This is a genomic window from Mycobacterium sp. (assembly GCF_965229265.1).
Lineage (GTDB): Bacteria > Actinomycetota > Actinomycetes > Mycobacteriales > Mycobacteriaceae > Mycobacterium.
The window spans coordinates 57,650-80,437 of sequence record NZ_CBDDIY010000008.1; the positions used below are offsets into that span (position 1 = coordinate 57,650).

Annotated in this window: 19 protein-coding genes; 3 read left to right on the forward strand and 16 right to left on the reverse strand. The window is 68.9% G+C overall.

Annotation, left to right across the window (positions count from 1 at the left end; all coding sequences use genetic code 11):
- The first annotated feature begins 4 nt into the window (after positions 1–4).
- Positions 5–1,567 (forward strand): MFS transporter, encoded by a 1,563-nt coding sequence (locus tag ADBZ9K_RS00795; RefSeq protein ID WP_526617817.1) that lies wholly within the window; start codon positions 5–7, stop codon positions 1,565–1,567.
- Here ADBZ9K_RS00795 and lysA read toward each other — a convergent pair.
- The 10 genes from lysA to ADBZ9K_RS00845 are packed head-to-tail and all read right to left on the reverse strand — an operon-like array spanning position 1,550 to position 13,105.
- The gene (gene lysA / locus ADBZ9K_RS00800; protein ID WP_526617818.1) at positions 1,550–2,827 is read right to left on the reverse strand and encodes a diaminopimelate decarboxylase; all 1,278 of its coding nucleotides are present in this window, start codon (positions 2,825–2,827) and stop codon (positions 1,550–1,552) included. The genes ADBZ9K_RS00795 and lysA overlap by 18 nt on opposite strands.
- Complete coding sequence (locus ADBZ9K_RS00805) at positions 2,824–3,555, reverse strand: glucosamine-6-phosphate deaminase (protein WP_526617819.1); 732 nt, start codon at positions 3,553–3,555, stop codon at positions 2,824–2,826. Before ADBZ9K_RS00805 ends, lysA begins: the two co-directional genes overlap by 4 nt.
- Positions 3,552–4,985 carry a xylulokinase gene (locus ADBZ9K_RS00810; protein ID WP_526617820.1) on the reverse strand — a complete coding sequence of 478 codons (1,434 nt, stop codon included), beginning with the start codon at positions 4,983–4,985 and terminating at the stop codon, positions 3,552–3,554. The genes ADBZ9K_RS00805 and ADBZ9K_RS00810 overlap by 4 nt, the downstream gene beginning before the upstream one ends.
- Positions 4,982–6,346: an aspartate aminotransferase family protein gene (locus ADBZ9K_RS00815; protein WP_526617821.1), complete on the reverse strand. Its 1,365-nt coding sequence runs from the start codon at positions 6,344–6,346 to the stop codon at positions 4,982–4,984. The genes ADBZ9K_RS00810 and ADBZ9K_RS00815 overlap by 4 nt, the downstream gene beginning before the upstream one ends.
- 31 nt (positions 6,347–6,377) lie before the next feature.
- The gene (locus ADBZ9K_RS00820) at positions 6,378–7,562 is read right to left on the reverse strand and encodes a M20 family metallopeptidase (RefSeq protein ID WP_526617822.1); all 1,185 of its coding nucleotides are present in this window, start codon (positions 7,560–7,562) and stop codon (positions 6,378–6,380) included.
- On the reverse strand, positions 7,559–8,593 hold the full coding sequence (locus tag ADBZ9K_RS00825) for an ABC transporter ATP-binding protein (RefSeq protein WP_526617823.1): 1,035 nt from the start codon (positions 8,591–8,593) through the stop codon (positions 7,559–7,561). Before ADBZ9K_RS00825 ends, ADBZ9K_RS00820 begins: the two co-directional genes overlap by 4 nt.
- Positions 8,590–9,582, reverse strand: coding sequence for an ABC transporter ATP-binding protein (locus ADBZ9K_RS00830; RefSeq protein WP_526617824.1), 993 nt, complete (start codon positions 9,580–9,582; stop codon positions 8,590–8,592). The genes ADBZ9K_RS00825 and ADBZ9K_RS00830 overlap by 4 nt, the downstream gene beginning before the upstream one ends.
- Positions 9,579–10,493, reverse strand: a complete 915-nt coding sequence (locus tag ADBZ9K_RS00835; RefSeq protein ID WP_526617825.1) for an ABC transporter permease — start codon at positions 10,491–10,493, stop codon at positions 9,579–9,581. The genes ADBZ9K_RS00830 and ADBZ9K_RS00835 overlap by 4 nt, the downstream gene beginning before the upstream one ends.
- Positions 10,490–11,458 (reverse strand): ABC transporter permease, encoded by a 969-nt coding sequence (locus ADBZ9K_RS00840; RefSeq protein WP_526617826.1) that lies wholly within the window; start codon positions 11,456–11,458, stop codon positions 10,490–10,492. The genes ADBZ9K_RS00835 and ADBZ9K_RS00840 overlap by 4 nt, the downstream gene beginning before the upstream one ends.
- A 6-nt stretch (positions 11,459–11,464) precedes the next feature.
- Positions 11,465–13,105 (reverse strand): ABC transporter substrate-binding protein, encoded by a 1,641-nt coding sequence (locus tag ADBZ9K_RS00845; protein WP_526617827.1) that lies wholly within the window; start codon positions 13,103–13,105, stop codon positions 11,465–11,467.
- Positions 13,106–13,317: 212 nt separating this feature from the next.
- Between ADBZ9K_RS00845 and ADBZ9K_RS00850 the strand changes: the two genes are divergently transcribed.
- Complete coding sequence (locus tag ADBZ9K_RS00850; protein ID WP_526617829.1) at positions 13,318–14,151, forward strand: GntR family transcriptional regulator; 834 nt, start codon at positions 13,318–13,320, stop codon at positions 14,149–14,151.
- Between the two features lie 261 nt (positions 14,152–14,412).
- The gene (locus ADBZ9K_RS00855; protein WP_526617830.1) at positions 14,413–16,233 is read left to right on the forward strand and encodes a flavin-containing monooxygenase; all 1,821 of its coding nucleotides are present in this window, start codon (positions 14,413–14,415) and stop codon (positions 16,231–16,233) included.
- Between the two features lie 44 nt (positions 16,234–16,277).
- On the opposite strand, the gene ribD is transcribed toward ADBZ9K_RS00855, so the two are convergent.
- The 6 genes from ribD to ADBZ9K_RS00885 are packed head-to-tail and all read right to left on the reverse strand — an operon-like array spanning position 16,278 to position 22,769.
- The gene (ribD, locus tag ADBZ9K_RS00860; RefSeq protein ID WP_526617849.1) at positions 16,278–17,261 is read right to left on the reverse strand and encodes a bifunctional diaminohydroxyphosphoribosylaminopyrimidine deaminase/5-amino-6-(5-phosphoribosylamino)uracil reductase RibD; all 984 of its coding nucleotides are present in this window, start codon (positions 17,259–17,261) and stop codon (positions 16,278–16,280) included.
- A 26-nt stretch (positions 17,262–17,287) separates the two neighbouring features.
- Positions 17,288–17,974, reverse strand: a complete 687-nt coding sequence (gene rpe, locus ADBZ9K_RS00865) for a ribulose-phosphate 3-epimerase (protein ID WP_526617832.1) — start codon at positions 17,972–17,974, stop codon at positions 17,288–17,290.
- Between the two features lie 44 nt (positions 17,975–18,018).
- Positions 18,019–19,512, reverse strand: a complete 1,494-nt coding sequence (locus ADBZ9K_RS00870; protein ID WP_526617834.1) for a transcription antitermination factor NusB — start codon at positions 19,510–19,512, stop codon at positions 18,019–18,021.
- Positions 19,509–20,438 carry a methionyl-tRNA formyltransferase gene (gene fmt / locus ADBZ9K_RS00875; protein WP_526617836.1) on the reverse strand — a complete coding sequence of 310 codons (930 nt, stop codon included), beginning with the start codon at positions 20,436–20,438 and terminating at the stop codon, positions 19,509–19,511. Before fmt ends, ADBZ9K_RS00870 begins: the two co-directional genes overlap by 4 nt.
- Before the next feature lie 4 nt (positions 20,439–20,442).
- Positions 20,443–20,979 (reverse strand): LemA family protein, encoded by a 537-nt coding sequence (locus ADBZ9K_RS00880; protein ID WP_526617837.1) that lies wholly within the window; start codon positions 20,977–20,979, stop codon positions 20,443–20,445.
- Positions 20,973–22,769: a DUF2207 family protein gene (locus tag ADBZ9K_RS00885; protein ID WP_526617851.1), complete on the reverse strand. Its 1,797-nt coding sequence runs from the start codon at positions 22,767–22,769 to the stop codon at positions 20,973–20,975. The genes ADBZ9K_RS00880 and ADBZ9K_RS00885 overlap by 7 nt, the downstream gene beginning before the upstream one ends.
- Positions 22,770–22,788: the final 19 nt, after the last annotated feature.

Sequence of the window (22,788 nt, forward strand, 5' to 3'; positions counted from 1 at the left end):
GGCCATGGCTGAGTCTCTGGACACCGCCTCACACCGGGCCGTCACCACCGGCCGTAGCCGTCGGATCGCGATCGGCGCCGGCAGCCTGGCGGTATTGCTCGGGGCGCTCGACACCTACGTCGTCGTCACGATCATGACCGACATCATGAGGTCGGTCGAGATCCCGATCAATCAGATCCAACGGGTGACACCGATCATCACCTGGTATCTGCTGGGCTACATCGCCGCGATGCCGCTGCTGGGCCGGCTGTCTGACCGGTTCGGCCGCAAGCTGGTGCTTCAGGCCAGCCTGATCGCGTTCGCGGCCGGCTCGGTGGTGACCGCATTGTCGGATGACCTGACGATGCTGGTCATCGGCCGTGTCATCCAGGGCGTGGCAAGCGGTGCGCTGCTCCCCGTGACACTGGCGCTGGCCGCCGACCTGTGGGCGGCCCGCAGCCGCGCCACGGTGCTCGGCGGAATCGGGGCGGCCCAGGAACTGGGCAGCGTGCTGGGACCGCTCTACGGCATCGGGGTGGTGTGGGCCCTCAACACCTGGCGCGACGTGTTCTGGATCAACGTGCCGCTGACGCTCATCGCAATGGTGCTGATCCAGTTCAGCCTGCCCTCGCGCGACCGCAGCACCGAACCGGATCGGGTGGACGTCGTCGGCGGCGTGCTTCTGGCCATTGCGCTGGGCCTGGCCGTCATCGGCCTGTACAACCCGGCTCCCGACGGCCAGCATGTCCTGCCCAGCTACGGCCTGCCCCTGGTGGGTGGGGCCGTCGTGGCGGCGATCGCGTTCGCGGTGTGGGAGCGGTTCGCCCGTACCCGGCTCATCGAGCCTGCCGGGGTGAAGTTCATCCCCTTCCTGTCGGCGCTGGGGACCTCGATGTGCGCCGGTGCGGCGCTGATGGTCACGCTGGTGAACGTCGAACTGTTCGGCCAGGGCGTGCTGGGCAAGGACCAGAACGGGGCGGCGTTCCTGCTGCTGCACTTCCTGATCGCGCTGCCGGTTGGTGCGCTGATCGGCGGTTGGGTCGCGACCCGGATCGGCGACCGCGTGGTGGCCACGGTCGGCATGGTGATTGCCGCCTACGCCTACTGGCTGGTGTCCAAGTGGAACATCGACGTGCTGTCCGCCCACCACGACTTGGGCTTGTTCACCCTGCCGACCTTCGACACCGACCTGGCGCTCGCCGGCTTCGGGCTGGGGCTGGTGATCGGGCCGCTGACCTCCGCGGCGCTGCGCGTGGTACCGGCCCGGCAACACGGCATCGCGTCATCGCTGGTGGTGGTAGCCCGGATGACCGGAATGCTGATCGGCGTCGCGGCACTCTCGGCGTGGGGCCTGTACCGCTTCAACCAGATCATCGCGACGCTGCCCAAGCCCACCGGCAACCTGTTCCAGATCGCCACCGGGGTGGCCGAGAACGCCCGCAAGGCCTACACCATGCAGTACAGCTCGATCTTCTTCATCACCGTGATCGTGTGCCTGGTGGGTGCCGTGCTGGCGCTGTTCATCGGCGGCAAGCAGGCCCACGCCGATGAAGCAGACGCCGAGTCGGAGCTACCCGCCCTGCGGTAGCGGGACGTCGCGAGCCAGCAGGTCCGCCCACGTGTCGCGGCGCACCACTAGGCGTGCGTCACCGCCGGTGGCGAACACCACCGGAATCCTGCGGGCGCCGTTGTACTGATTCGACATCGTGTAGCAGTACGCGCCGGTGACCGGCACCGCCAGCAGGTCGCCGACGGCCGGATTGTCCAGCGGCACAGCGTCGATCAACTGATCACCCGACTCGCAGTGCCGGCCGACCACCGTGACGGGCTGCCCCCCGCCGACCCGGTCGACGACGGTGGCCTCGAACCGTTGCCCGTAGAGCGAGACCTCCAGGTTGTCCCCCATCCCTCCGTCGACAGCCACGTGAGTCACCGCGGCTGTGCGCTTGACGGTGGTGACCCGGTACACCGTGCACGCCGCCGCGGCGGTCATCGAACGACCCGGTTCGACGATGATGCGGGCGCCGGCCGGAACCAGCCCGCGGGCCCGGTCGATCATCGTCTGGGCGTAGTCCTCGACCGTGGGCGGCTGGTCGGCGTAGGTATAACGCACCCCCAGCCCGCCGCCGAAGTCGTAGACGTCGAAGCTGCCGAGCTCGGCGACCGGTGCCACCGCGGCGGCCAGCTGCTCGGCATCCAGCAGCTGCGAGCCGACGTGGGTGTGCACCCCGTCGCAGCGCAGCACCCGGCTGCGTCGGATCCGCTCGATCGCCACCCGGGCGTCGTCGGGCAGCAGACCGAACTTCGAGCCGGCGTGCCCGGTCGCCACCGCAGCATGCGTATCGGCTTCGATGCCGGGAACCACCCGCACCAGGCAAGCCTGCCGGCGGCCCGGCTCGACGATGCGCTCCAGCCGGTCGATGTCGTCGAAGTTGTCCACCACGATCAACCCGACCCCATTGCCGACAGCCAACTCCAGTTCCTCGTCGGTCTTGGCGTTGCCGTGCAACAGCATCCTGGACGGATCGGCCCCGGCGGCCAGCGCGGTCACGATCTCTCCCCCGCCGGCGACATCCAGCAGCAATCCCTCTTCGCTGGCCAGCCGCTGAATAGCTGTGCACGGGAAGGCTTTCGACGCGAACGCGACATCGGAGCTGGGCCAGCGGTCCCGGAACGCGGCCAGATAGTCCCGGGCCCGCTGTCGCAGGGCTTCCTCGGCCACCACCATCACCGGGGTGCCGAACTCGGCAGCGAGGTCGTCGAGTCGGCAGCCACCGACGGTCAGGACACCGCCGTCATCGACACCGGAGCCGGGCGGAAACAGATCGAGCACCTGTGAATCGGTCATCCGGTCATCTTCTCCGATGCGGCCCGGTCGGCGATCACCGTGACATCGGGATGGCGTTGCAGCACCGAGGCGGGCACGTCGGCAACGACCGGTCCGTGCAGCGCCGCCGCCAGCGCGCCGGCCTTCCCCGGGCCGGACGCCAGCAGCAGGATCGACCGGGCTCGGCAGATGGTCGCCAGCCCCTGGGTGATCGCGTGACGCGGGACGTCCTCGATCCGGTCGCCGAAGAAGCGCGCGTTATCGGCCCTGGTGCGTTCGGACAGCTCGACGACGCGGGTGGTTGAGTCCAGTGGCGACCCCGGCTCATTGAAGGCCAGGTGGCCGTTGGACCCGATACCGGCGATCTGGACATCCACTCCGCCGACGTCGGCGACGCGCGCCTCGAACTCCGCGGCCGCACATTCGGGATGGGCGCTGCCACCCAGCGGGACAAGAACATTGGCGGGCGGTATGCCCAGCGGGTCAGCGATGCGGTCGCGTACGTAGGCCGCGTAGCTGTGCGGATCTCCCGCGTCCAGACCCACGTACTCGTCCAGGGCGACGACGACGGCGCCGGACAGGTCGATCTGGCCGGCAGCGCTGCGCCGCGCCAACTCGGCATATAGCCGCATCGGCGTCCCGCCGGTGGCCACCCCGAGCCGCGCCGGTGCGCCGGCCGGCAGCCGCGACAGCAGGGCATCGGCGGCCGCGCTGGCGAGCAGGTCGTCATCGACAACGGTGACGTTCACTGGCACTCCCTACTGCGCAGCCGCGCATCATTGTGGCGGGCAAGACATTCGGTCCACCAGTCGTGACGTTCGGCTCGTGGCTCGACGACCCGTGCCCGCGCCTCCCGGGTGATCGGGCGGCCCAGCGCCTCGGCGGCGAACACCGCCGCACCGATCGCCGAATGATCGGACACCGTCGGGTCCACGAGCACCTCCCGGCCGGTGGCGTCGGCGATGTCCTGCCACATCAGCGGACTGACCGCGCTGCCGCCACCGAGCCGAATCGATCCCGCCGCTCCAGTGGTCGCCGTCAACACGTCGATACAGCGGCGCAACTCAACCACAATGCCGGTCAGCAGACCGCGGCCGATGTGGCCGACCCCCATCCCCAGCCGAAGACCCTGCAGCGCGCCGGTCAGGGTGGGATCCCACAGCGCGCCTTGCTCACCCGGCGTCAGATACGGCAGGAACAGCGGTGCCTGCTCGGTCGGCACGGTAGCCGCCGCATCGAGCAGTGCGGCCGGCCCGTTCAGGCCGAACAGCGCCGCCACCCCCTCGAACGCCGAACCCACCGCCAGCAGGTCCATTTCCAGGCCCCAGCCCGGCCCGGCCAGCGGGGTCACCAGGTAGCGCTGCTGCGGGTCACGGGTCGGCCGGTCGGAGATGCCGAGCACGATCGCACTGGTGCCGGCGATCACGCCGACATCGCCGTGCCGCACGGCGCCGACCCCCACGGCGCCGAGCACTGAATCGGCCGCGCCCAGCACCACCGCGACGTCGTCGCCGAGCCCCCAGCGCTGCCGCCAGGGCGACGCCAGCGGCAGCGCCGTATTCGCCGGCGCGACGTCCGGCACCCCCGAAATTCCTGCCGCCGAAACGAGTTCGGCGTTCCAGCCGCCCCCCTCGATATCGAAGGCGGCGCTGCCCGCCGCCGTGCTTGGGTCGGTGAGCAGATCCCCAGTGAGTTGCTGAAACAGCACGTCCTTGGCTCCGGCCGTGGTGACGCCGGCCCGGCCCAACCCGAGCAGCCGGGCATGCATGGGCGCCAGGTAGCGCCCGTCGACCCGCTGGCCGGTGATCCGGTACAGCGTCTCGTCGCCGAACCGCGCGCGCAGGAGGTCGGCCTGCGCCTCGGCGCGGGCGTCCTCCCAGGTGATCGCCGGGCCCACGGGCACGCCATCACCGTCGAGGTCGACCAGAGTCGGCAGCATCGCGGTCAAGCCGATACCCCGCCAGTGGCGCGGATCGATCGCCCGGGCGATCTCATCACCGGCGGTCTGCAAGGCCCGCCACCAGTCGTTCGGATCCTGTTCTGCCGCATGGGCTTCCGGACGGTCGGTCGGATAACCGCAGCGGGCGGCGGCGACAACAGCACCGTCGCTACCGACCGCGACCACCTTGATCGCCGAGGTGCCGAGGTCGACACCGAGGATCACCGGCCCGTCGGTCACGATCGGGACGCTGGCGTCCGCGTGCGGGCGACGACGGTGAGGGCATCGGCTGCGGCGGAGAGGGTTTCGTCGATATCGCGGTCGTCGTGGACCAGCGATACGAACAGATTCTCGAACTGCAGCGGGTGGAACAGCACGCCGCGGATCACCATCTCTTCATACCAGCGAGTGAACAGCGGTTCGTCAGCTTTGGCCACCGCATCGCGCCAGTTGTGGATCGGCCCGTTGGCGAACCACAGCTGGAACACCGTGCCCAGCCCCTCGCAGTAGGCGTCGAGACCGCGCTCGGCGGCCAGGTCGTTGAGGCCCGCGGCGAGCCGGTACCCGAGGGCGCGCTGTCGTTCGTAGAGTCCCGGCTCGGCCAGCACGTCCATGGTGGCCGATACCGCTGCACATTGCACGACGTTGGCGTTGTAGGTGCCCGAATGCGAATAGGTGCCGTCGGCGACCAGGCGCATCGCCTCGGTTGATCCGCCGACCGCAGCCACCGGGAAGCCGCCACCGAGGCCCTTGGCCAGCGTGGTCAGGTCCGGGGTCACCCCGAACCATTCCTGGGCGCAGCCGCGGGCGAACCGGAACCCGGTGATCACCTCGTCGAAGATGAGCATCGCCCCGTGCTTGCGGGTTTCGCTGCGCAGCAACTCCAGATAGCCCGGCTCGGGCAGGATGCAGCCGGTGTTGAACACCGCCGGTTCGGTTATTACCGCGGCGATCTCCTCCCCTCGGCGGTCCATGAGCTCAACGAAGCTGTCCGGATCGTTCCAGGTCAGCACGACCAGGGTGTCCTCCAGTTCGGCGGGCACGCCGGGGCCCATCGCGACCGGTCGCGGATGGTCGGCCGGGCCGGCCAGCACCGGGTCGACGTGATTGGACCAGTACACGGTGTCCTGCCAGCCGTGGTAGTGCCCCTCGAAGCGCACCACGATCCGCCGCCCGGTGGTGGCCCGGGCCAGCCGCACCGCCGTCCCGACGGCCTCGGATCCGGAGTTGGTGAACCGCACCTGCTCGATGCCGGGCACCGCGGCGACCACCTTCTCGGCGGCCTCGATCTCCAGTTCGTAGGGCAGCCCGAAGCAGGTGCCCAGGTCACGGATCGCCTCGGTGACGGCGTTGGTCACCACCGGATGGCGGTGTCCGAGGATCATCGGGCCCAGCCCCAGCAGGTAGTCGATGTAGGTGTTGCCGTCCACGTCGGTCAGCCGCGATCCGCTGCCCTCAGCCATGAAGATGGGGTACGGCTTCCAGCCGTTGCGGGGCAAACGGGCCGTCGAGCCTGCACCACCGGGAATCGTCCGCTTGGCCCGGTCGTACAGCCCCGCGGTGACGGGTGTGCGGGCGGCGAACGCATCGGCGAAGGACATCGGATTCTCTTTCGTATCAGTTGTTGTCATATCAGTGGGCGGAGCTCACCTCGGCGCCCAGCAGGGTCACCAGGGCGCGGCGCAGGATTTCGGTGGTGGCGATCAGGTCGGGGATGGACACCCACTCATCGGCGGCGTGGTAGTTGCCGCCTTCGGGTCCGAACAACGCGGTCGGTATGCCGGCGCTCTGGAACAGCGCGGCATCGGTCCAGGCGTTGAGACCGGTGACCGGTGACCGGACGCCGTTGACGGCCTCGGTGGCGTCGCCGAGCGCGGCCAGTAGCGCTTCGTTGCCCTCACCGGTGAACGGGTCGCGGTCCAGCTGGACGTGGACCTCACCGCGGAAGCGCGGTTCGGACTGCTTGACCTCGTCGAAGATCGCCTCGATCTCGGCGACCCGGTCGGCCAGCGTCTCGCCCGGCTGGGTGCCGATCTCGATGCCGAGCACGGCCTGGTTCGGGTAGGTGGCGTAGTCGGTGCCACCGCGGATGGTTCCGGTATGGAACACGGTGCGGCCGTTCTTCGGATCGGGGTTGGGCTTCCACCGGGTCTCGTCGAGCCGGTGCAACCGGGTGACCACCTCAGCCATGTGCACGATGGCGTCCACCCCCTTGTCCGGCGCCGAGCCGTGTGCCGGCACACCGTGCACCACGATGTCGATCCAGCCGAAGCCCTGGTGCTCACCGAAAATGGTGTGCGAGCCGTCGGGTTCGAGGTTGATCGCCAGGTCGATCTCCCCGGCGTGGTGGGCGACCAGGTGCTCGGTGCCGATGCTGATGCCTTCTTCGTCGATCACCAGCGCGACTAGGATGTTGCCCGCCAATTCCGTTCCAGAGCGCACCAATTCGCGCACGGCCAACATCGCCGCCGCAGCGCCGCCCTTATCGTCGGCCGCACCGAGGCCGATCATCCGATCGCCCTCGATGACCGGCTGCAGTGCGCGCTCCGCCCAGCTGGCATACCCCACGGTGTCGATATGCGCCGACAGACAGATCGTCGGACCGGGCGCACTGCCGCGCAGCCAGCCGAGCACGTTGGGCCGGCCGGGCTCCACCTCCTCGAGTGTCACCTCCAGACCCAGCTCGCTGAGCCAGCCGCCGATGAACCGCGCGACCTCGCCCTCCCCCGCACCGCCGGGGATCAGCCAGGGCGTCACGGAGTCGATTCGTACCATCGCCTCGAGCAGCTCGATCGCTTCGTCACGAGTGACGGTCATGGGGTGTTCTCCTTCGGTGTTGGTGATACTTCGAGGTCGGAAAAGTGGCATGCCACAGCATGTTCGGTGCCGGCAGACTGCAGTGCGGGCTGATCGGTGCGACAGCGCTGCGGCTCGCCGAGCTGGCGGTACAGCGGGCAGCGCGGCGCGAATCGGCAGCCCACCGCGGTGCCGGTGACGTTGGGCGGTTCACCGGTGAGCAGCGCGCGGGTGAGCCGCCGGCCGCCACCGGCCTTGGGCATCACGTCCACCAACGCCCGGGTGTAGGGATGTCGTGGGGTACCGATGACCTCGGCCGCGGGCCCCTGTTCGACCACCTGCCCGAGGTACAGCACCGCGACGCGGTCGGCGAACACCCCGGCCAGGGCCAGGTCGTGCGTGATGAACAGCATGGCCACCCCGAGCCGTTCCCGCATGTCCAGCAGGACCCGGATGACGCCGGCCCGCAGCGAGACGTCGAGCATCGACACCGGTTCGTCGGCGACCAGCAGCCGGGGTTCAAGTGCCAGCGCGGCGGCGATGGCCACCCGCTGGCGCTGACCGCCGGAGAGCTGGAAGATGCGCCGCTCGGCGATGGCGCTCGCTGGTGTGAGGCCACACATCTCCAACGCCGCCAGCGCCACCCCGCGACGGGCGGTGGTGTCCAGATCGGTGCGGTGGATGGCCAGCCCATCGCTGACGACGTCGAGGGCGGTGGCGTTGACCGGCAGGCTCTCGAACGGATCCTGGAAGATCATCTGGAAGTCGCGGCGCAGCCGGCGCAGTTCCCGGCCGCGGGTGTGGGTGATGTCGACCCCGCCAACCGATACCGAACCCGAGGTGGCCTCGACCAGCCGCATGATGGTGCGCGCCACTGTCGTTTTGCCGCAACCGGATTCCCCGACCAGGGCCACGATCTCGCCTTCGTGCACGGTGAGGTCGATGCCGTCCACCGCGCGGGCCAGCAGCCGGGTGCGGCCGTGCCGCACCGGAAAGTGCACCCGCAGGTCCCGGATTTCGGCGATCACCGGCTTGGTAGTCGGTTCGGTCATAACGGCACCAGTCCCGTCTGGCCGATGAGATGGCAGGCCGCGGCATGGTCGGCCTGCCCGGGCACCGGGCGGATCACCGGATCATCGCTCGCGCAGCGCGGCAGGCTTTCGGTGCAGCGGTCGTGGAAGCGGCAGCCTGCCGGCGGGTGCGCCAGATCCGGTGGACTGCCCGGGATTCCGTTGATCGAGGCCTGTCCGGCGTCCAGCCGCGGATAGCAGTCCAACAGCCGGCGGGTGTAGGGGTGCGCCGGCTGCGTCCCCGCGCTCAGGATCGTCTCGGCCGGTCCGCGTTCGACGATGCGCCCGGCGTACATGACGGCGACCTGGTCGCACAGTTCGGACAGCACGGTCAGGTCGTGCGAGATGATCAGCATGGCCAGGCCGAGGTCGTCGGCCAGCCGGCGGATCAGGTCGAGGATCTGGGCCTGCGTCATGACGTCGAGGGCGGTGGTCGGCTCGTCGGCGATCACCAGGTCGGGACTGCAGGCCAGTGCCATGGCGATCATCGCCCGCTGCTTCATGCCGCCGGACAGCTGGTGGGGGTAGTCGGCGGCCCGGCCCGCGGAGAGGCCGACCGCGGCAAGCAGTTCGTCGACCCGGTGGTGCAGCGCCTTTCGGCCGGTGCCGGGCTCGTGGGCGCGGATCGCCTCACGGATCTGGTCACCGATCGTCATCACCGGGTTGAAGCCGTTCATCGCCCCCTGGAACACCAGCGACAACCGCCGCCACCGCAGCGCCCGCAACGCGGTGTCGTCGACCGCCAGCAGGTCGGTGCCGGCGAAGCTCAGTTCGTCGGCCGAGGTGACCGCGCCGCGGGGCAGCAGACGTGCGACGGCCAGCGCCAATGTGCTCTTACCGCAGCCTGATTCGCCGGCCAGGCCAACGACCTGACCCGGCGCGACGTCGAGGTCCACCCCGTCGACGGCGCGCACCGCGCCAGCACCGGCTCCATAGGTGACCGACAGGTTCCGGATTGTCAGCAGGCTCATTCGGCCACCGCCAGCCGGGGGTTGAGGATGCGCTCGAGGCTCTGCCCCACCAGTGAGAAGGCCAGTACGACCACCACGATGCCAACACCCGGCGGCAGGAAGTACCACCAGCAGCCGTTGCCCACCGCACCGGCGGCGAAGGCGTTGTGCAACACCTGGCCCCACGAGGTGCGGGTGGGGTCACCCAGGCCGAGGAAGGACAGCGTCGCCTCGGCCAGGATCGATCCGGCGATCACCAGTACGGCGTTGGCGATGACCAGAGCCAGCACGCCGGGCAGAATGAGCCGCCACAGAATCCCGGCCGAGGACAGCCCGACCGTCTTGGCCCGGGCGACCACCTCGCGCTCGCGCAGCGCCAGCGCCTGGGAGCGCACGATGCGCGCGGTGCTGGGCCAGCTGGTGATCGCGATGACGAGCACGATCATCGGCAGGCTCTGCCCGATGATGGCGCCGAGCGCGATCATCAGCGGCAGGTTGGGCAACACCAGGAAGAAGTCGGTGACCCGCATCAGCACGGCGTCGATGAACCCGGTGAACCAGCCGGCCAGGACGCCGACGAGCGTCCCGATCAGCACCGTGATGAGCGTGGCGACCAGTCCGATCTCCAGCGACACCGATGTGCCGGCCAGCACCTGACGCAACACGTCACGGCCGAGCTCGTCGGTGCCCAGCCAATGAGCGGCACTGGGCGCCTGCAGGATTCCCGTCCGGGACCCGGCGACGTCGGTTCGGTCGTAGGGGGCCAGCAGCGGGCCGGCGATCGCCACCACCATCACGACGGCGACGGTCAGCAATCCGGCGCGGCCCATCGGGTCGGCGGTGAGCTGGCGCAGCACGCCGCGCCAGCCGCCCGGCACGTGCGCGGCGGCCGGCTCGGGTTCGAGGTTGGGATCGATCATCGGGCCGGTCATGTCAGCCGCACCCGCGGGTCGAGCATCCGGTAGACCAGGTCGCTGGCGAAGTTCGCCACCACCACGACCACCGCGAAGATCAGGAAGCAGGCCTCCATCACCGGGTAATCGCGCCGGATCACCGACAGGTAGATCAGCTGCCCCATGCCGGGCCAGGAGAACACCGTCTCCACCTGGATGGTGCCGCCCACCGTCGCACTGGCGTACAGCGTGGTGGCCGTGACCACCGGCAGCAGCGCGTTGCGCACACCGTGCCGCCACAGCACCCGACGTGGGGTCAGGCCTTTGGCCCGTGCGGTCGTCATGTAGTCCTCGGACAGTGTGGCCAGCAGCGAGCTGCGGGTGATCAGGACGAACTGCGCGATGTCGACAAGCACCATGGCGACCGTCGGCAGCACGAGATGGCGTGCCAGATCGGCGATTCGGGTGAACACCGTGGGATAGATCGCGTCGGCGGTGTACATCCCCGCGATCGGGAACCAGCCGAGCGTGACCGCGAAGGCGAAGATCAGCAGCATGCCGACCCAGAATGTCGGCAGGCTCCAAAACACCAGCGACCCGATCACCAGCCCTCCGTCCGTGCGGGTGCCGCGCCGCGAGGCGGCGAAGACACCGATCAGCACGCCCACGACGATCACCAGCAGCGTGGAGATCGTCACCAGAATCAGGGTGTTGCCAAGGGCTTTCACCACGATCGGGCCCACCGAGGACTGGTAGGTGTAGGAGAAGCCGAGATCGCCTTTGGACAGGTTCTGCAAATAGGTGACGAACTGCGACAACAGCGGCCGGTCCAGCCCGTAGTAGGTGCGCAGCCGGGCGATCGACTCGGCGTCGAGGTGCTGCCCGCGGGCGATATGCCGGACTGGGTCACCCGGCATCAGGTGAAACAGAACAAAATTCGTCGCAAGCACCGCGAGGAGAGTGAGCACCAGGTAGGAGAACTTTTGACCTAGGTACCGAACCATCGGCGCTCAGACCGGCTTTACGTCGAGGTAGTTCACCCGCGAGAAGTTCAGGATCATGCCGCCGTTCATCGGCTGCCAGCCGGTCCAGGTGTTGGAGCGGGTGCCGGTCAGCTTCTTCTGGTACCACATCACGATGTAGGGGCAGGCGGCGTAGTGGATCGCCTGCATCTCCTGAACCAGCTTGACCCGGGCCGCCCGGTCGACGGTGGTGGACTGCTGGTTATAGAGCTCGTCGTAGCGCGGGTCGGTCCAGAAGGTGTCGTTGTTGCCGCCGATCTGGTCGGTGGTCGCGATACCCAGCAGGTAGGACGGGTCGTAGAACGAGGAATCCCAGCCCCACACCATGATGTCCCAGTCGGGGCTTTCGGTGTTGAAAACGGTGGCACTCATGCTGTCGGCGTCGGTGCTGGACAGCTTGAGCGTGATGCCGACCGCCTTGGCCGCCGTGACGAACAGGTCGGCCGCCTTCATGTCCACTGTCGTATCGGCGATGGCCAGGATCCGAAACTCCAGCGGTGCACCGTCTTTGGACTTGCGGGTGCCGTCGGCGGCACGCTCGGTGTAGCCGGCCTTGTCCAGCAGCTCGTTGGCCTTCGCCGGGTTGTTGTCCAGCACCGCATCGGGGGCGGGAACGTAGTGGAACTCGCCGAACGCCGGCGGCAGCAGGTCAGCTCCAGGCTCGCCGTACCCGGCCAGTGCCAGCTCGACGAGCTGGCGACGGTCCACCGCACAGGACAGCGCCTGGCGTACCGCCTGGTCGCGCAGGATCGGGTTGCCCTTGGAACCCGGCGCGGTCGAACAGTTGAAACCGATCATATGGAACGAGAACGCTTCCATCGCCGTGGCTTTGACGTCTGCGGCGTTCTGGAGCCCGGCATAGATCGTGGGTGGCACCTCGGGGACGATGTCGATGTCGCCGGAGCGCAGGGCCTGGGTGACGACGTCGTCGGACCCGAACTTGGTCCAGGTGACCTTCTCCGCTGCCGGCTTTGTTCCCCACCAGGAGTCGTTGCGGGCAACCGTGGTGACGCTGCCCTTCTCCCAGGAAACGAAGCTGAAAGGTCCAGTGCCGACGGGCTTTTCGTTGGCATACTTGGGCAGGTCACTCTTGGCGATGCCCTCCCACAGGTGTTTCGGGGCGATCGGCATGATCACGCCGGGATCCAGCGTCTGCGGTGCGGAGTAGGTCAGCCGCACCTGGTTGTCACCGACCTTGACGACGTCGGTGAGGTCTTTGACGTAGGCACCGAAGGTTCCGTAGTCGTTGTCGCGCACCATCAGGAACGTGAACACCACGTCATCGGCGCTGAAGTCCTTGCCGTCCTGCCACTTCACGCCGGAGCGCAGCGTGTAGGTGAACGTCTTGCCGCCGTCGCTGGTCTGCACGCCGGTGGCCAGCGACGGTTGGATGTTCAGTTGCGCGTCATAGCTCATCAGCCTGTCGTAGACCAGCTGCAGCATGTCGTCGGACTGGGTGGAGGCCGAGGTGAACGGGTTCAGTGAGTCGATATCGGTGGTCGAGCCGACACGCAGCACTGTTCGGCTCGCAGTCTGGGGCGCGCACGATGCCAGCGCGGCAGCACCGCCCAACGCAGCCGCGACCACCGCCGAGGTCCGAAGAAAGCTGCGACGATCCATCGATGCCATGAAATTCCCCTTCCGGTCCAACTCTGTATACAGAGTAGTATGAGTGAACGTGATTGCGCCGCGATTGCGCGATTGTTTCGGATAGTTTTCGGCGTCGGCGACAAAAGTCCCTGATTGACGACGCATGATCCACGCTTTCGGGAAACTGCATAGTTAGATGGAGACAGCCCTCGGCGGCGGCGCCGAGATCCGGGGAGGGATGGGACGACACGATGCCGACGGCCAAGCGCGACGGTGCGGTAGGGGCATCCACCGACCGCAAGCTGCGCTATGAATACGTCTACGACCTGGTGCTGGCGATCATGGCCGACCGTGGGCTCCAGCCCGGCGACCGGCTTCCGTCGACGACCGAACTCGCCGAGATCGCCGACGTCAGCAGCATCAGCGTGCGCCGCGCGCTCGACGAGCTGGAGCGCGCCGGCAAGATCACCCGGCGCCAAGGCCTGGGCACGTTCGTGGCCGAACCCCGCATCGCCAGCGATCCCACCCGCCCCGGTGAACTGCTGCACACCCTGCTCGACAACGACGGCGGCCTACCCCCGGTCACGACGTCTCTGATTTCGATCGGCGTCGGCCTGCCGAGCACCACCATCGCGACCGCCCTGGGGGTGGACCCGGGCCAGCCGGTGTGGGAGATCTGGCGCAAACGCAGCATCGGCAGCAGCGACAAGATCCTCGAGCGGGCCGTACTGCCGCTGACGAGGGTGCCGGCCATCGACCAGGATCGGCTGGCCAACGGCGAATCGCTGTACCGCTTCATCGAAGAGCGCTACCACCTCACCGACGAGTACACCGAGCAGGCTTTCGAGGTGGACACGCCCAGTAGCTGGGAGGCCGAGCATCTCGAGGTGGCGCCCGGCGATCCGATCGTTCGGGTACGTGGGGTCAGCTTCGACGCCGAGGGCAAGGCCTTCGACTGTTTCGAACAGTGCTATCGGGCCACGAAATTCACGTTCTACACCGCAGGCCAAACCCGGCACCGCATCCTCGGACCGTCCGAGCTGTCGAACTGGTCGGTGGCTCCCCTGTCGAATCCGACGTATTGAGAACACCTGCCGGCGGGAACGCGAAGAGTGAGCGCCGACAGTAACGCCAGGGCGGCGAGTCGCCTGTTTCACCGCCGTGGCGTTACTGTCGCGCCCGCACGTTAGGCCGACGGCTGCCCGGCCGGCCCACACTGAGCCGCCGAACCCAGACCCACGGTCGGGTCGACCGGACACGGCATCCCGTCGCTGGGCTTGCCAAACGAACTAGTTTGTTTGTATTCTCATTCACGAGACCAGCGACCCCCGCAACGAGGAGAAGAAATGACCACCCAGCACCACCAACTCGCAGCTTCCCTGGGTTTCGATCCCGAGGCGCTCCAACGGAAGTATGAGGAGGAGACCGCCAAGCGCGGTGCCCATCACCGCACCCCTCACCTGCGGGCCGGATCGAACGACCACGCGGTCTCGGCCAAGGATCCCTTCGCCGTCCCGCTGGAGCGTGAGCCGTTGGTCGACGATGTCGACGTGGTCGTGGTTGGGGGCGGCTTCACCGGCTTGATCACCAGCAGTTTCCTACACAAGGCCGGTGTGCCGTTGGTCCGCGTCATCGAGAAGGCGGGCGGGTTCGGCGGCGTCTGGTACTGGAATCGCTATCCTGGCATCCGTTGTGACGCAAGTTCATTCGTCTACCTTCCGCTACTCGAAGACGTCGATACGGTGCCCAGCGAGAGGTTCGTCCAGGGCGACGAGATTCGCGAACACTGCGCGGCGTTGGCCGAGAAGTTCAACCTCGACGAAGCTGCATGCCTGCAGACCCAGGTCACCGGCATGCGCTGGGACGAGGCCACTTCCCGGTGGCTGGTCAGCACCGATCGCGGCGATCAGATCGGTGCCCGCTTCGTCTGCCTGGGCAGCGGCACACTGGATTCGCCCACGATTCCCCATGTGGCCGGCCTCGACCAGTTCGAGGGCAAGATCTTCCACTCGAGCCGCTGGGACTACGACTACACCGGCGGCAGTTCCCAGGGCGCGCTGACCAAGCTGTCCGATAAGCGCGTAGCGGTCGTGGGCACCGCGGCCTCGGCGATCCAGTTCATTCCGCACCTGGCCGAGAACGCCAAAGAACTCCTAGTCGTGCAACGCACCCCGGTGATGGTGAACCCGCGTGGCAACCAGGCCACCGATTCGGCGTCGTATCGGAGCCTGCCGGCCGGCTGGCAGCAAGAGCTGATCGAGAACTTCACGGCGGTCACCCAGATCTCGGCAGCACAGACGCCGCCGGTCATGGACCTCATCGACGACACGACGACGAGCCTGTTCCGGGGGGCGCGCACACCGTCGCCCGAAGTGGCTGCTGCGCTGGTCGACACCGACCCGTCGACGCGGGCGCTGATGGTCAACTTCGCATCGATGGAGAAGATCCGCGCCGGTATGGCGGCACTGGTCGATGATCCCGACACCGCCGAAGCACTCACGCCCTACTACCACCTCGGCTGCAAGCGCCCTCAGTTCAGCGACAGCTACCTGCAGACCTTCAATCGCCCCAATGTCAGGCTGATCGACACCCAGGGACACGGCATCGAGCGCCTCACCGCGCACGGCGTGGTCGCCAACGGTGAGGAATACCCCGTCGACTGCATCATTTTCGCCACTGGCTTCGAGGTCAGCGGCGGTAGCCGACGCGGCGCCGAGTTCCCGATCATCGGGCGTGAGGGCCAACTGCTGTCCGACAAATGGGCCCACGGCCCGCGGTCGTTGCACGGGATCATGACCGCCGGGTTTCCGAACCTGTTCATCCTCGGCGACATCACCCAGTCAGCATTCACGCTCAACTTCAGCCATCTGATCCTCGAGCAGGCCAACTACGTCTCAACATTGATCAGCCGCTGCCGCACCGAGGCGATCGCAAGCATCGACGTGCGGCCCGAAGCCGAGGATCGTTGGATGATGGTCGTCGCCCGGCGAAGCGCCGAAGCACCGACGATCGATCTGGGGTGCGTTAACGACGACATCGGCGGCCTGGTCCGCTCCGGTTACCCCGGTGGGCCGCTGGAGTACTTCCAGGCTCTGCGCGATTGGCTGGTCGACGGCTACGACCGCGACCTGTTCGTCGAACACACCAGCGCACTCCAACCGTGCTGACCACCGGGCACAACAGTCACCGGCCAGCAGCGGATTTCGCTGATCTAGTCGGGCACCAGGCTCAGCAACAGGTCAGGACCGATGCGGTCGACGCCGTCGTAGCGCCACCGCAGCGCACGGGCGATGCTCGGCACACCGACGTCATCGACGGCGGTGACCGGGCCGCCGAGCAGGATCGGCGCGACATAGGCCAGGATCCGGTCGATCACCCCGGCCCGCAGGAAGGCGCCCGCCAGCGTCGGGCCGCCCTCCACCAGGATGTCCGTGCGATCGGTCAGCGCCCGGATCACCTCGTGCGGGTCGTGGGTCCGGATCACCATGGTGCGCGAATCATCGTTGAGCACATTGGCTTCCGCGGAGATCTCCCGCTTGCCGACCACCACCCGCAGCGGTTGGCGTGGGGCCAGGCCGCCGCCGGGCAGCCGGGCGGTCAGGGTGGGGTCGTCCACGATCACCGTGCCGGTGCCCACGACGATCGCGTCGGCGGCCGCCCGGCGCACATGGACGTCGGCCCGTGCCGCGTCACTGGTGATCCACTGCGAGGACCCGTCGGCTGCGGCGCTGCGACCGTCGATGCTGGTGGCGAACTTCCAGGTGACGTGCGGCCGTCCGGTGCGCTGCTTGTGCAACCATTCACGCAACGGCCCGCCGGCCACCTCTTCGGTGCACACCCCGGCGGTGACCGCCACCCCGGCACCGCGCAGTCGGTCGGCGCCGCCGGCGGCGACCGGATTGGGGTCGGCCACCGCGTAGACCACTGCGGCCACACCCGCGGCCAGCAGGGCATCCACGCAGGGCGGGGTGCGGCCGTGATGGTTGCACGGTTCCAGGGTGACCACCGCGGTGCCGCCTGCGGCGCGCTCCCCCGCCTCGGCCAGCGCCACCACTTCGGCGTGCGGCCCGCCGGTCGGCTGGGTGCCACCGATGCCGACGACGTTGCCGTCGCGGCCCAGAATGACCGCTCCCACAGGAGGATTGGGATAGGTCAAGCCCTTGACCTGCCGCCCCTGCGCCACGGCCAGCCGCATGGCAGCCTCGACCGCCGCCGGTGCCGTCACAGCTGCAAGTGCCGAGACGCGTGGGCCGCTCGGCGGCGCAGCGCCTCGACGGCGGCGGCCGGGTCCTGCGCGCCGTAGACCGCCGAGCCGGCGACGAAGCAGTCCACCCCGGCCTCGGCCGCCTGCTCGATGGTGTCGGCGTTGATCCCGCCGTCGATCTCGACCAGGATGGTCAGTTCACCGGAGTCGACCAGGCGACGCACCTGCGCGACCTTGGACAGCACCTCGGGGATGAAGCTCTGGCCGCCGAAGCCCGGTTCGACCGACATCACCAGCAGCGTGTCGAAGTCCCGCAGGATCTCCAGGTAGGGCTCGATCGGGGTGCCCGGCTTGACCGACAGCCCCGCCTTGGCACCGGCCGCGCGGATGTCATGGGCGACCCCGACCGGGTTCTCGGTGGCCTCGGCGTGGAAGGTGACGTTGTATGCCCCGGCCTCGGCGTAGCCGGGGGCCCAGCGGTCCGGGTTGTCGATCATCAGGTGGCAGTCCATCGGGATGTCGGTCGCCTTGAGCAGGCTCTCCACCACGGGCAGGCCCAGGGTGAGGTTGGGCACGAAGTGGGCGTCCATCACGTCGACATGCAGCCAGTCTGCGCCCTCGACCGCGGCGGCCTCGTCGGCCAGCCGGGCGAAGTCGGCGGACAGAATCGACGGCGCGATCAGGGGTCGGGACGGTGTCGGCATGGCTGACACCTTAGATGCCGGCCCGCCTGGCGCCGTCGACGCCTCTACTGGTCCTTCTGCAGGACCGCCGAGAACATGGCGTCGGTGCCGTGCCGGTGAGGCCACAACTGGACATGGGGCCCGTCGCCCAGCCGCTCGGCCGGGGCGAACAGCGGCCGGGCATCCCCCGCGGTGACCGGATGACGGCGCAGCGCGTCGGATACCACCCCGACGGTCTCGGCCAGATGCGGTGAGCACGTGGCGTAGAGCACCACCCCGCCGGGCCGGGTCAGTGCGATCGCGGCGGCCAACAGCTCGCGCTGCAGCTTGGCCAGCACCGGCACGTCGGCGGGACTGCGCCGCCAGCGCGCCTCGGGACGACGGCGCAGCGCGCCGAGGCCCGTACACGGCGCATCGACCAGAACCCGATCGAAGGTGCCCGGTTGCAGCGGAGCCTCCCGGCCGTCGACCCGCAGCACCTCCACCGGCAGACCACGGGTGTTCTGCTCGACCATGTCCGCGCGCCGCGGGGCGGGTTCGATCGCGGTCACGGTGGCACCGCGCTGCGCGGCGATCGCAGCGATCAACGCGGTCTTACCGCCCGGCCCCGAACACAGGTCCAGCCACCGGCCGCCGTCCTCGCCGGCCAGCGGCGCCAGCGTCAGCGCCTGAGCCACCAGCTGGCTTCCCTCGTCCTGGACCAGCGCCTTGCCGTCGCGCACCGCCGCCAGCCGGCCCGGGTCGCCGCCACCGAGGTACACCGCGTAGGGCGAATACCGGCCGATGGTGCCGTCGACCTCGGCGGCCAGGTCGGCGGCGGTGAGCACACCGGGGCGGGCGGCCAGGTGTACGCCGGGCCGGGCATCGTCGGCGGCCAGTGCAGCATCCAGCTCGCCGGCCTGCGCGCCCAGCGCGTCGGCGAACGACTGCGCGATCCAGCGTGGGTGGGCATGGACGAAGGCAAGGTGGCCGATCGGATCGGTGGTCGCCGGTGGGGCCAGCTCCGCCACCCACGACGCCTCGTCGCGCCCGGCAATGGTACGCAGTACGCCGTTGACGAAACCGGCTCGTACGCTGTCGAATTCGATACCGGCCTGCTCGACGGTGGTGGACACCGCGGCGTGTGGGGCGACGTTGGTGCGCAGCAGCTGGTAGGTGCCCAGGCGCAGCAGGTCCAGCAGGACCGGGTCGATCTGCTCGGTGGGCCGTCCCGCCGCTGCGGCGATCACGGCGTCGAGCAGACCGATGGTGCGGCAGCTCCCGTAGGCGAGTTCGGTGGCGAACGCCGCGTCGCGGCCAGTCACCCCGCGCTCGGCCAGCATCGCCGGCAGCACCAGGTTGGCGTAGGCGTCCCGCTCCGAAACCGCGCGCAGCACGTCGAAGGCGGCCTGGCGCGCTGGATCCAGCGGGTTGCGCCGGGGGCGCCGCGGCGGGCGTTGCTGGCCGCGATCGCGCCCCGGCGGGCCGCCCGTCCGGTCCCGCGGTCCTTGAAAACTCTTGCCGCCGTGTTGTTTTCCCTTGCCACGGTCGTTGCCGCCGCGCTGTGGCCGCTCACTCATGATGCCCGCACCGCCTCGTCGAGCCGAGCCCCGCGCGCCCAGTCGGCCGCGTTCATCAGCTTCTTGCCCGGCGGCTGCACCTGACCGAGCAGCACCGGCCGGGAGCCGGTGCCGACCCTGACCCCGGCACGGTCCACGGTGATCGCACCCGGTGCCAACGGGTCAGCGTCCTCGTCGACGGCTACCGGTCCGATCTTGACCCGCAGATCCCCGACCATCGTCCAGGCGCCGGGGTTGGGTGTCACCGCGCGGATGCGGCGCTCGACAACGTGGGCGGGCAGGGTCCAGTCGACGCGGGCCTGCTCGACGGTGATCTTCGGCGCGAGGCTGACCCCGTCGGCGGGCTGGGGTACCGCGGTGAGCGTGCCGTCGGCGATACCGTCCAGCGTGGCCTCCAGCAGGCCCGCGCCCGAGGTCGCCAGCCGGCCCAGCAGGTCGGCGGCGGTGTCAGTGGGCCGCACCGTCTCGGTGACGATGCCGTACACCGGCCCGGAGTCCAGGCTTGGCTCGATCAGGAAAGTCGTTGCGCCGGTGACGGTGTCGCCGGCAGCGATGGCGGCCTGAACCGGCGCCGCCCCACGCCAGGCCGGCAGCAGCGAGAAGTGCAAGTTGATCCAGCCGTGCGCGGGCACGGCGAGCAACGACTCCGACAGCAGCGCGCCGTAGGCAACCACCGCACAGCAGTCCGGGGCCAGCCCGGTCAGCTCGGCGACGAACTCCGGCGAGTTGGGCCGCGGCGGGCGCAGCACCGGGATCCCGGCGTCCAAGGCCAGGCGGGCCACCGGCGAGGGCACCGGTGTGCCGCGCCGGCCCACCGCGGCATCCGGGCGGGTGAGCACGGCGACCACCTCGTGGCGCGCGGAGTCGATCAGCCGCTGCAGCGACGGCAGTGCCGGTTCCGGTGTGCCGGCGAAAACGATTCGCATACCGCTACTTTGGCACCTGGTAGAACTCGCGCTGCGACACCCCTGCCATTCCGGCGACGAACATCGTCGGAATCGTCGTGACAAGCCGGTTCACGGTGGCGACGGCGTCGTTGTAGTACTGCCTGGCGAAGGCCAGCTTGTCCTCGGTGTCGGCGAGGTTCTGCTGTAGGTTCAAGAAGTTGGCCGAGGAGTTCAGCTGTGGGTAGGTTTGCCCCAGCGCCAACACCTGCCCGACCGCGGTGTCGAACTCCTTTTCAGCCGAACCACGCTGTGCCACAGACTTTCCCGCCGTCGCCGCGGTGAGGGCAGCCTGCGCGTCGGCGACGTGGTCCAGGATCGCCTTCTCGTGGGCGGCGAAGCTCTGCACGGTGTGGACCAGGCTCGGGATCAGCGAGGCCCGCCGGGTGAGCTGCACGTCGATGCCGCCCAGGGCCTCGTCGACCCGCACGTCGGCGCCGCGAACCTTGTTGTAGCCCAGCACGAAACCGATCAACACCGCGATCGCGAGCACCAGCACCACGATCAGCACGAAGCTCACCATGAACCGCCTCCTCCTCCGCCACCGCCGCCACCGCCACCGCCGCTGGACCCCCCACCGCCGCTGCTGGACGACGACGAGGACTGCGAGGCGGTGTAGGCACCGATCGACGACGACAACGCCGACTCGAAGCTGTCGAAACTAGCACCACCGCTGGTCGCCGAATGCCAACTGGTGCCCGACGAGGAGTGATACCAGTCCGGTTGCGGCGGGATCTCGCCGGTCGCGGTCTGGTATTTGCGGGCCCACAGTGCGGCGACGCCGCCGGCCACCGCAAACGGGACGTAGGCGGTATAGAGGTCCTTGCGGGCGGCGAAGTCGAACCGCGACTCGGCGGAATCGGTGGACAGCATCCGGTAGAACCCGCCCACCTGTGACCACAGTTGCCGGCCCTCGGCGGTGCGCCGGCTGCCGACCCCCTCGGTCCACGACCGGGCCGAGAATACGAAGAACATCGCGAACGGCAGTCCCCACAGGGTCATCGACGCCCAGATGAAGGCGCCGACCGCCAGCAGCAGGGCCACGAAGTTGGCGAATCGCAGCCACAGTTCCTTGGAGCGCCTGACCATCAGGCCACCGTCGAACGCCCACTTCTTGACCGCCGTGGCCATATCGGCCTTGGCCTTGGTCAGCTTCTTGCCGGCCGATATCGTGCCGTTGGCGTCGAACCGGGCCTGTGGCCCGATGACCTTGAGCGCCGAGCCGATGTCCACGCTGACCGGGTCGACGTCGGCCCACGCCGCCGAGTCGGCTTCACCGGTGATGGTCCACTTCTTGTCGCTGACCTGCGTCAGTGAAACCAGTCGGCGTTCGGCCAGGTAGAACAGCGTTGCAGTGAGTCCGTCGGCGGGCATCTTCTCGGTGCGGATGTATTCACACTGCACCGGGCCGAGGCCCGGCGGTGGCGCGTATTGGAGCGGGAACCCGGGCGAGGGCTCGACCGTCGTGCGCCACCACAGGTAGCCGCCCAGCCCCGCCGCGACCGCCGCGCCCAGCAGCCACACCGCGGCCGGCAGCGACCGGCCCAGGATGGGGTCCCACCGGTAGGACCACGGCAGTTCGGCGCGCGGCGGGGTCGGCACGTCGACCCCGGCCCGGACCGTGACCGGCGTGCGTGGGGCCAGGTCGGTGGCCGACAGCCGCACCGTGTCGCCGCTGACGGTCAGGTCCTGACAGGCCCGGCCGACGCCGTAGCCCACCGAGCACTGGGCGCCGGGAACGCCACCGGGCAGCGTGATCGCGATGTCGGCGCGGTCGATGTGGTTGTTCCAGGCCGGGGCGATGACGTTCCAGAAAAACGCCGAGGGCGCCGACGGGTCACCGGTCGAGGCGGCGAAGGCCTTGCCGGCGCCGGTGCTGCCCGGGTCGAGCACCCCGTCGATCCAGTATCGGATCCGGAAGACGTGGCTGCCGTAGTCGAGGTAGCGGTCCGGGTCGCCGATCTTGGCCACCCGGAACCGCTGCCCGCTCTCCCACAGCAGTTCGTAGGGCACCGGGCGATCGTCGAGCAGGATCTCGGTCACCTCGGGCACCTGGCGGACATGGGCGTCATTGCTGTTGGCGACGTCCCAATACCGGAAGATGCCGTGCCGTCCCCCGGGGAAATCGCCAGTGATGGTCTCGGTGGCCTCCAGCCGGCCCTGGCGGTCGACGACGAAGTCGGCCCGGTAATCGGTGATGACGACCGGGTCCGAGGGCGGGCCGCCCTGTGCGGTCCCGGTGAACATCAGCGGCCACAGCAGTCCAATGGCGATGAGCAGCAAGGTGATCGGCAAACCGATGAACCGGCCGATCCACTTCATCTCGCCTCCG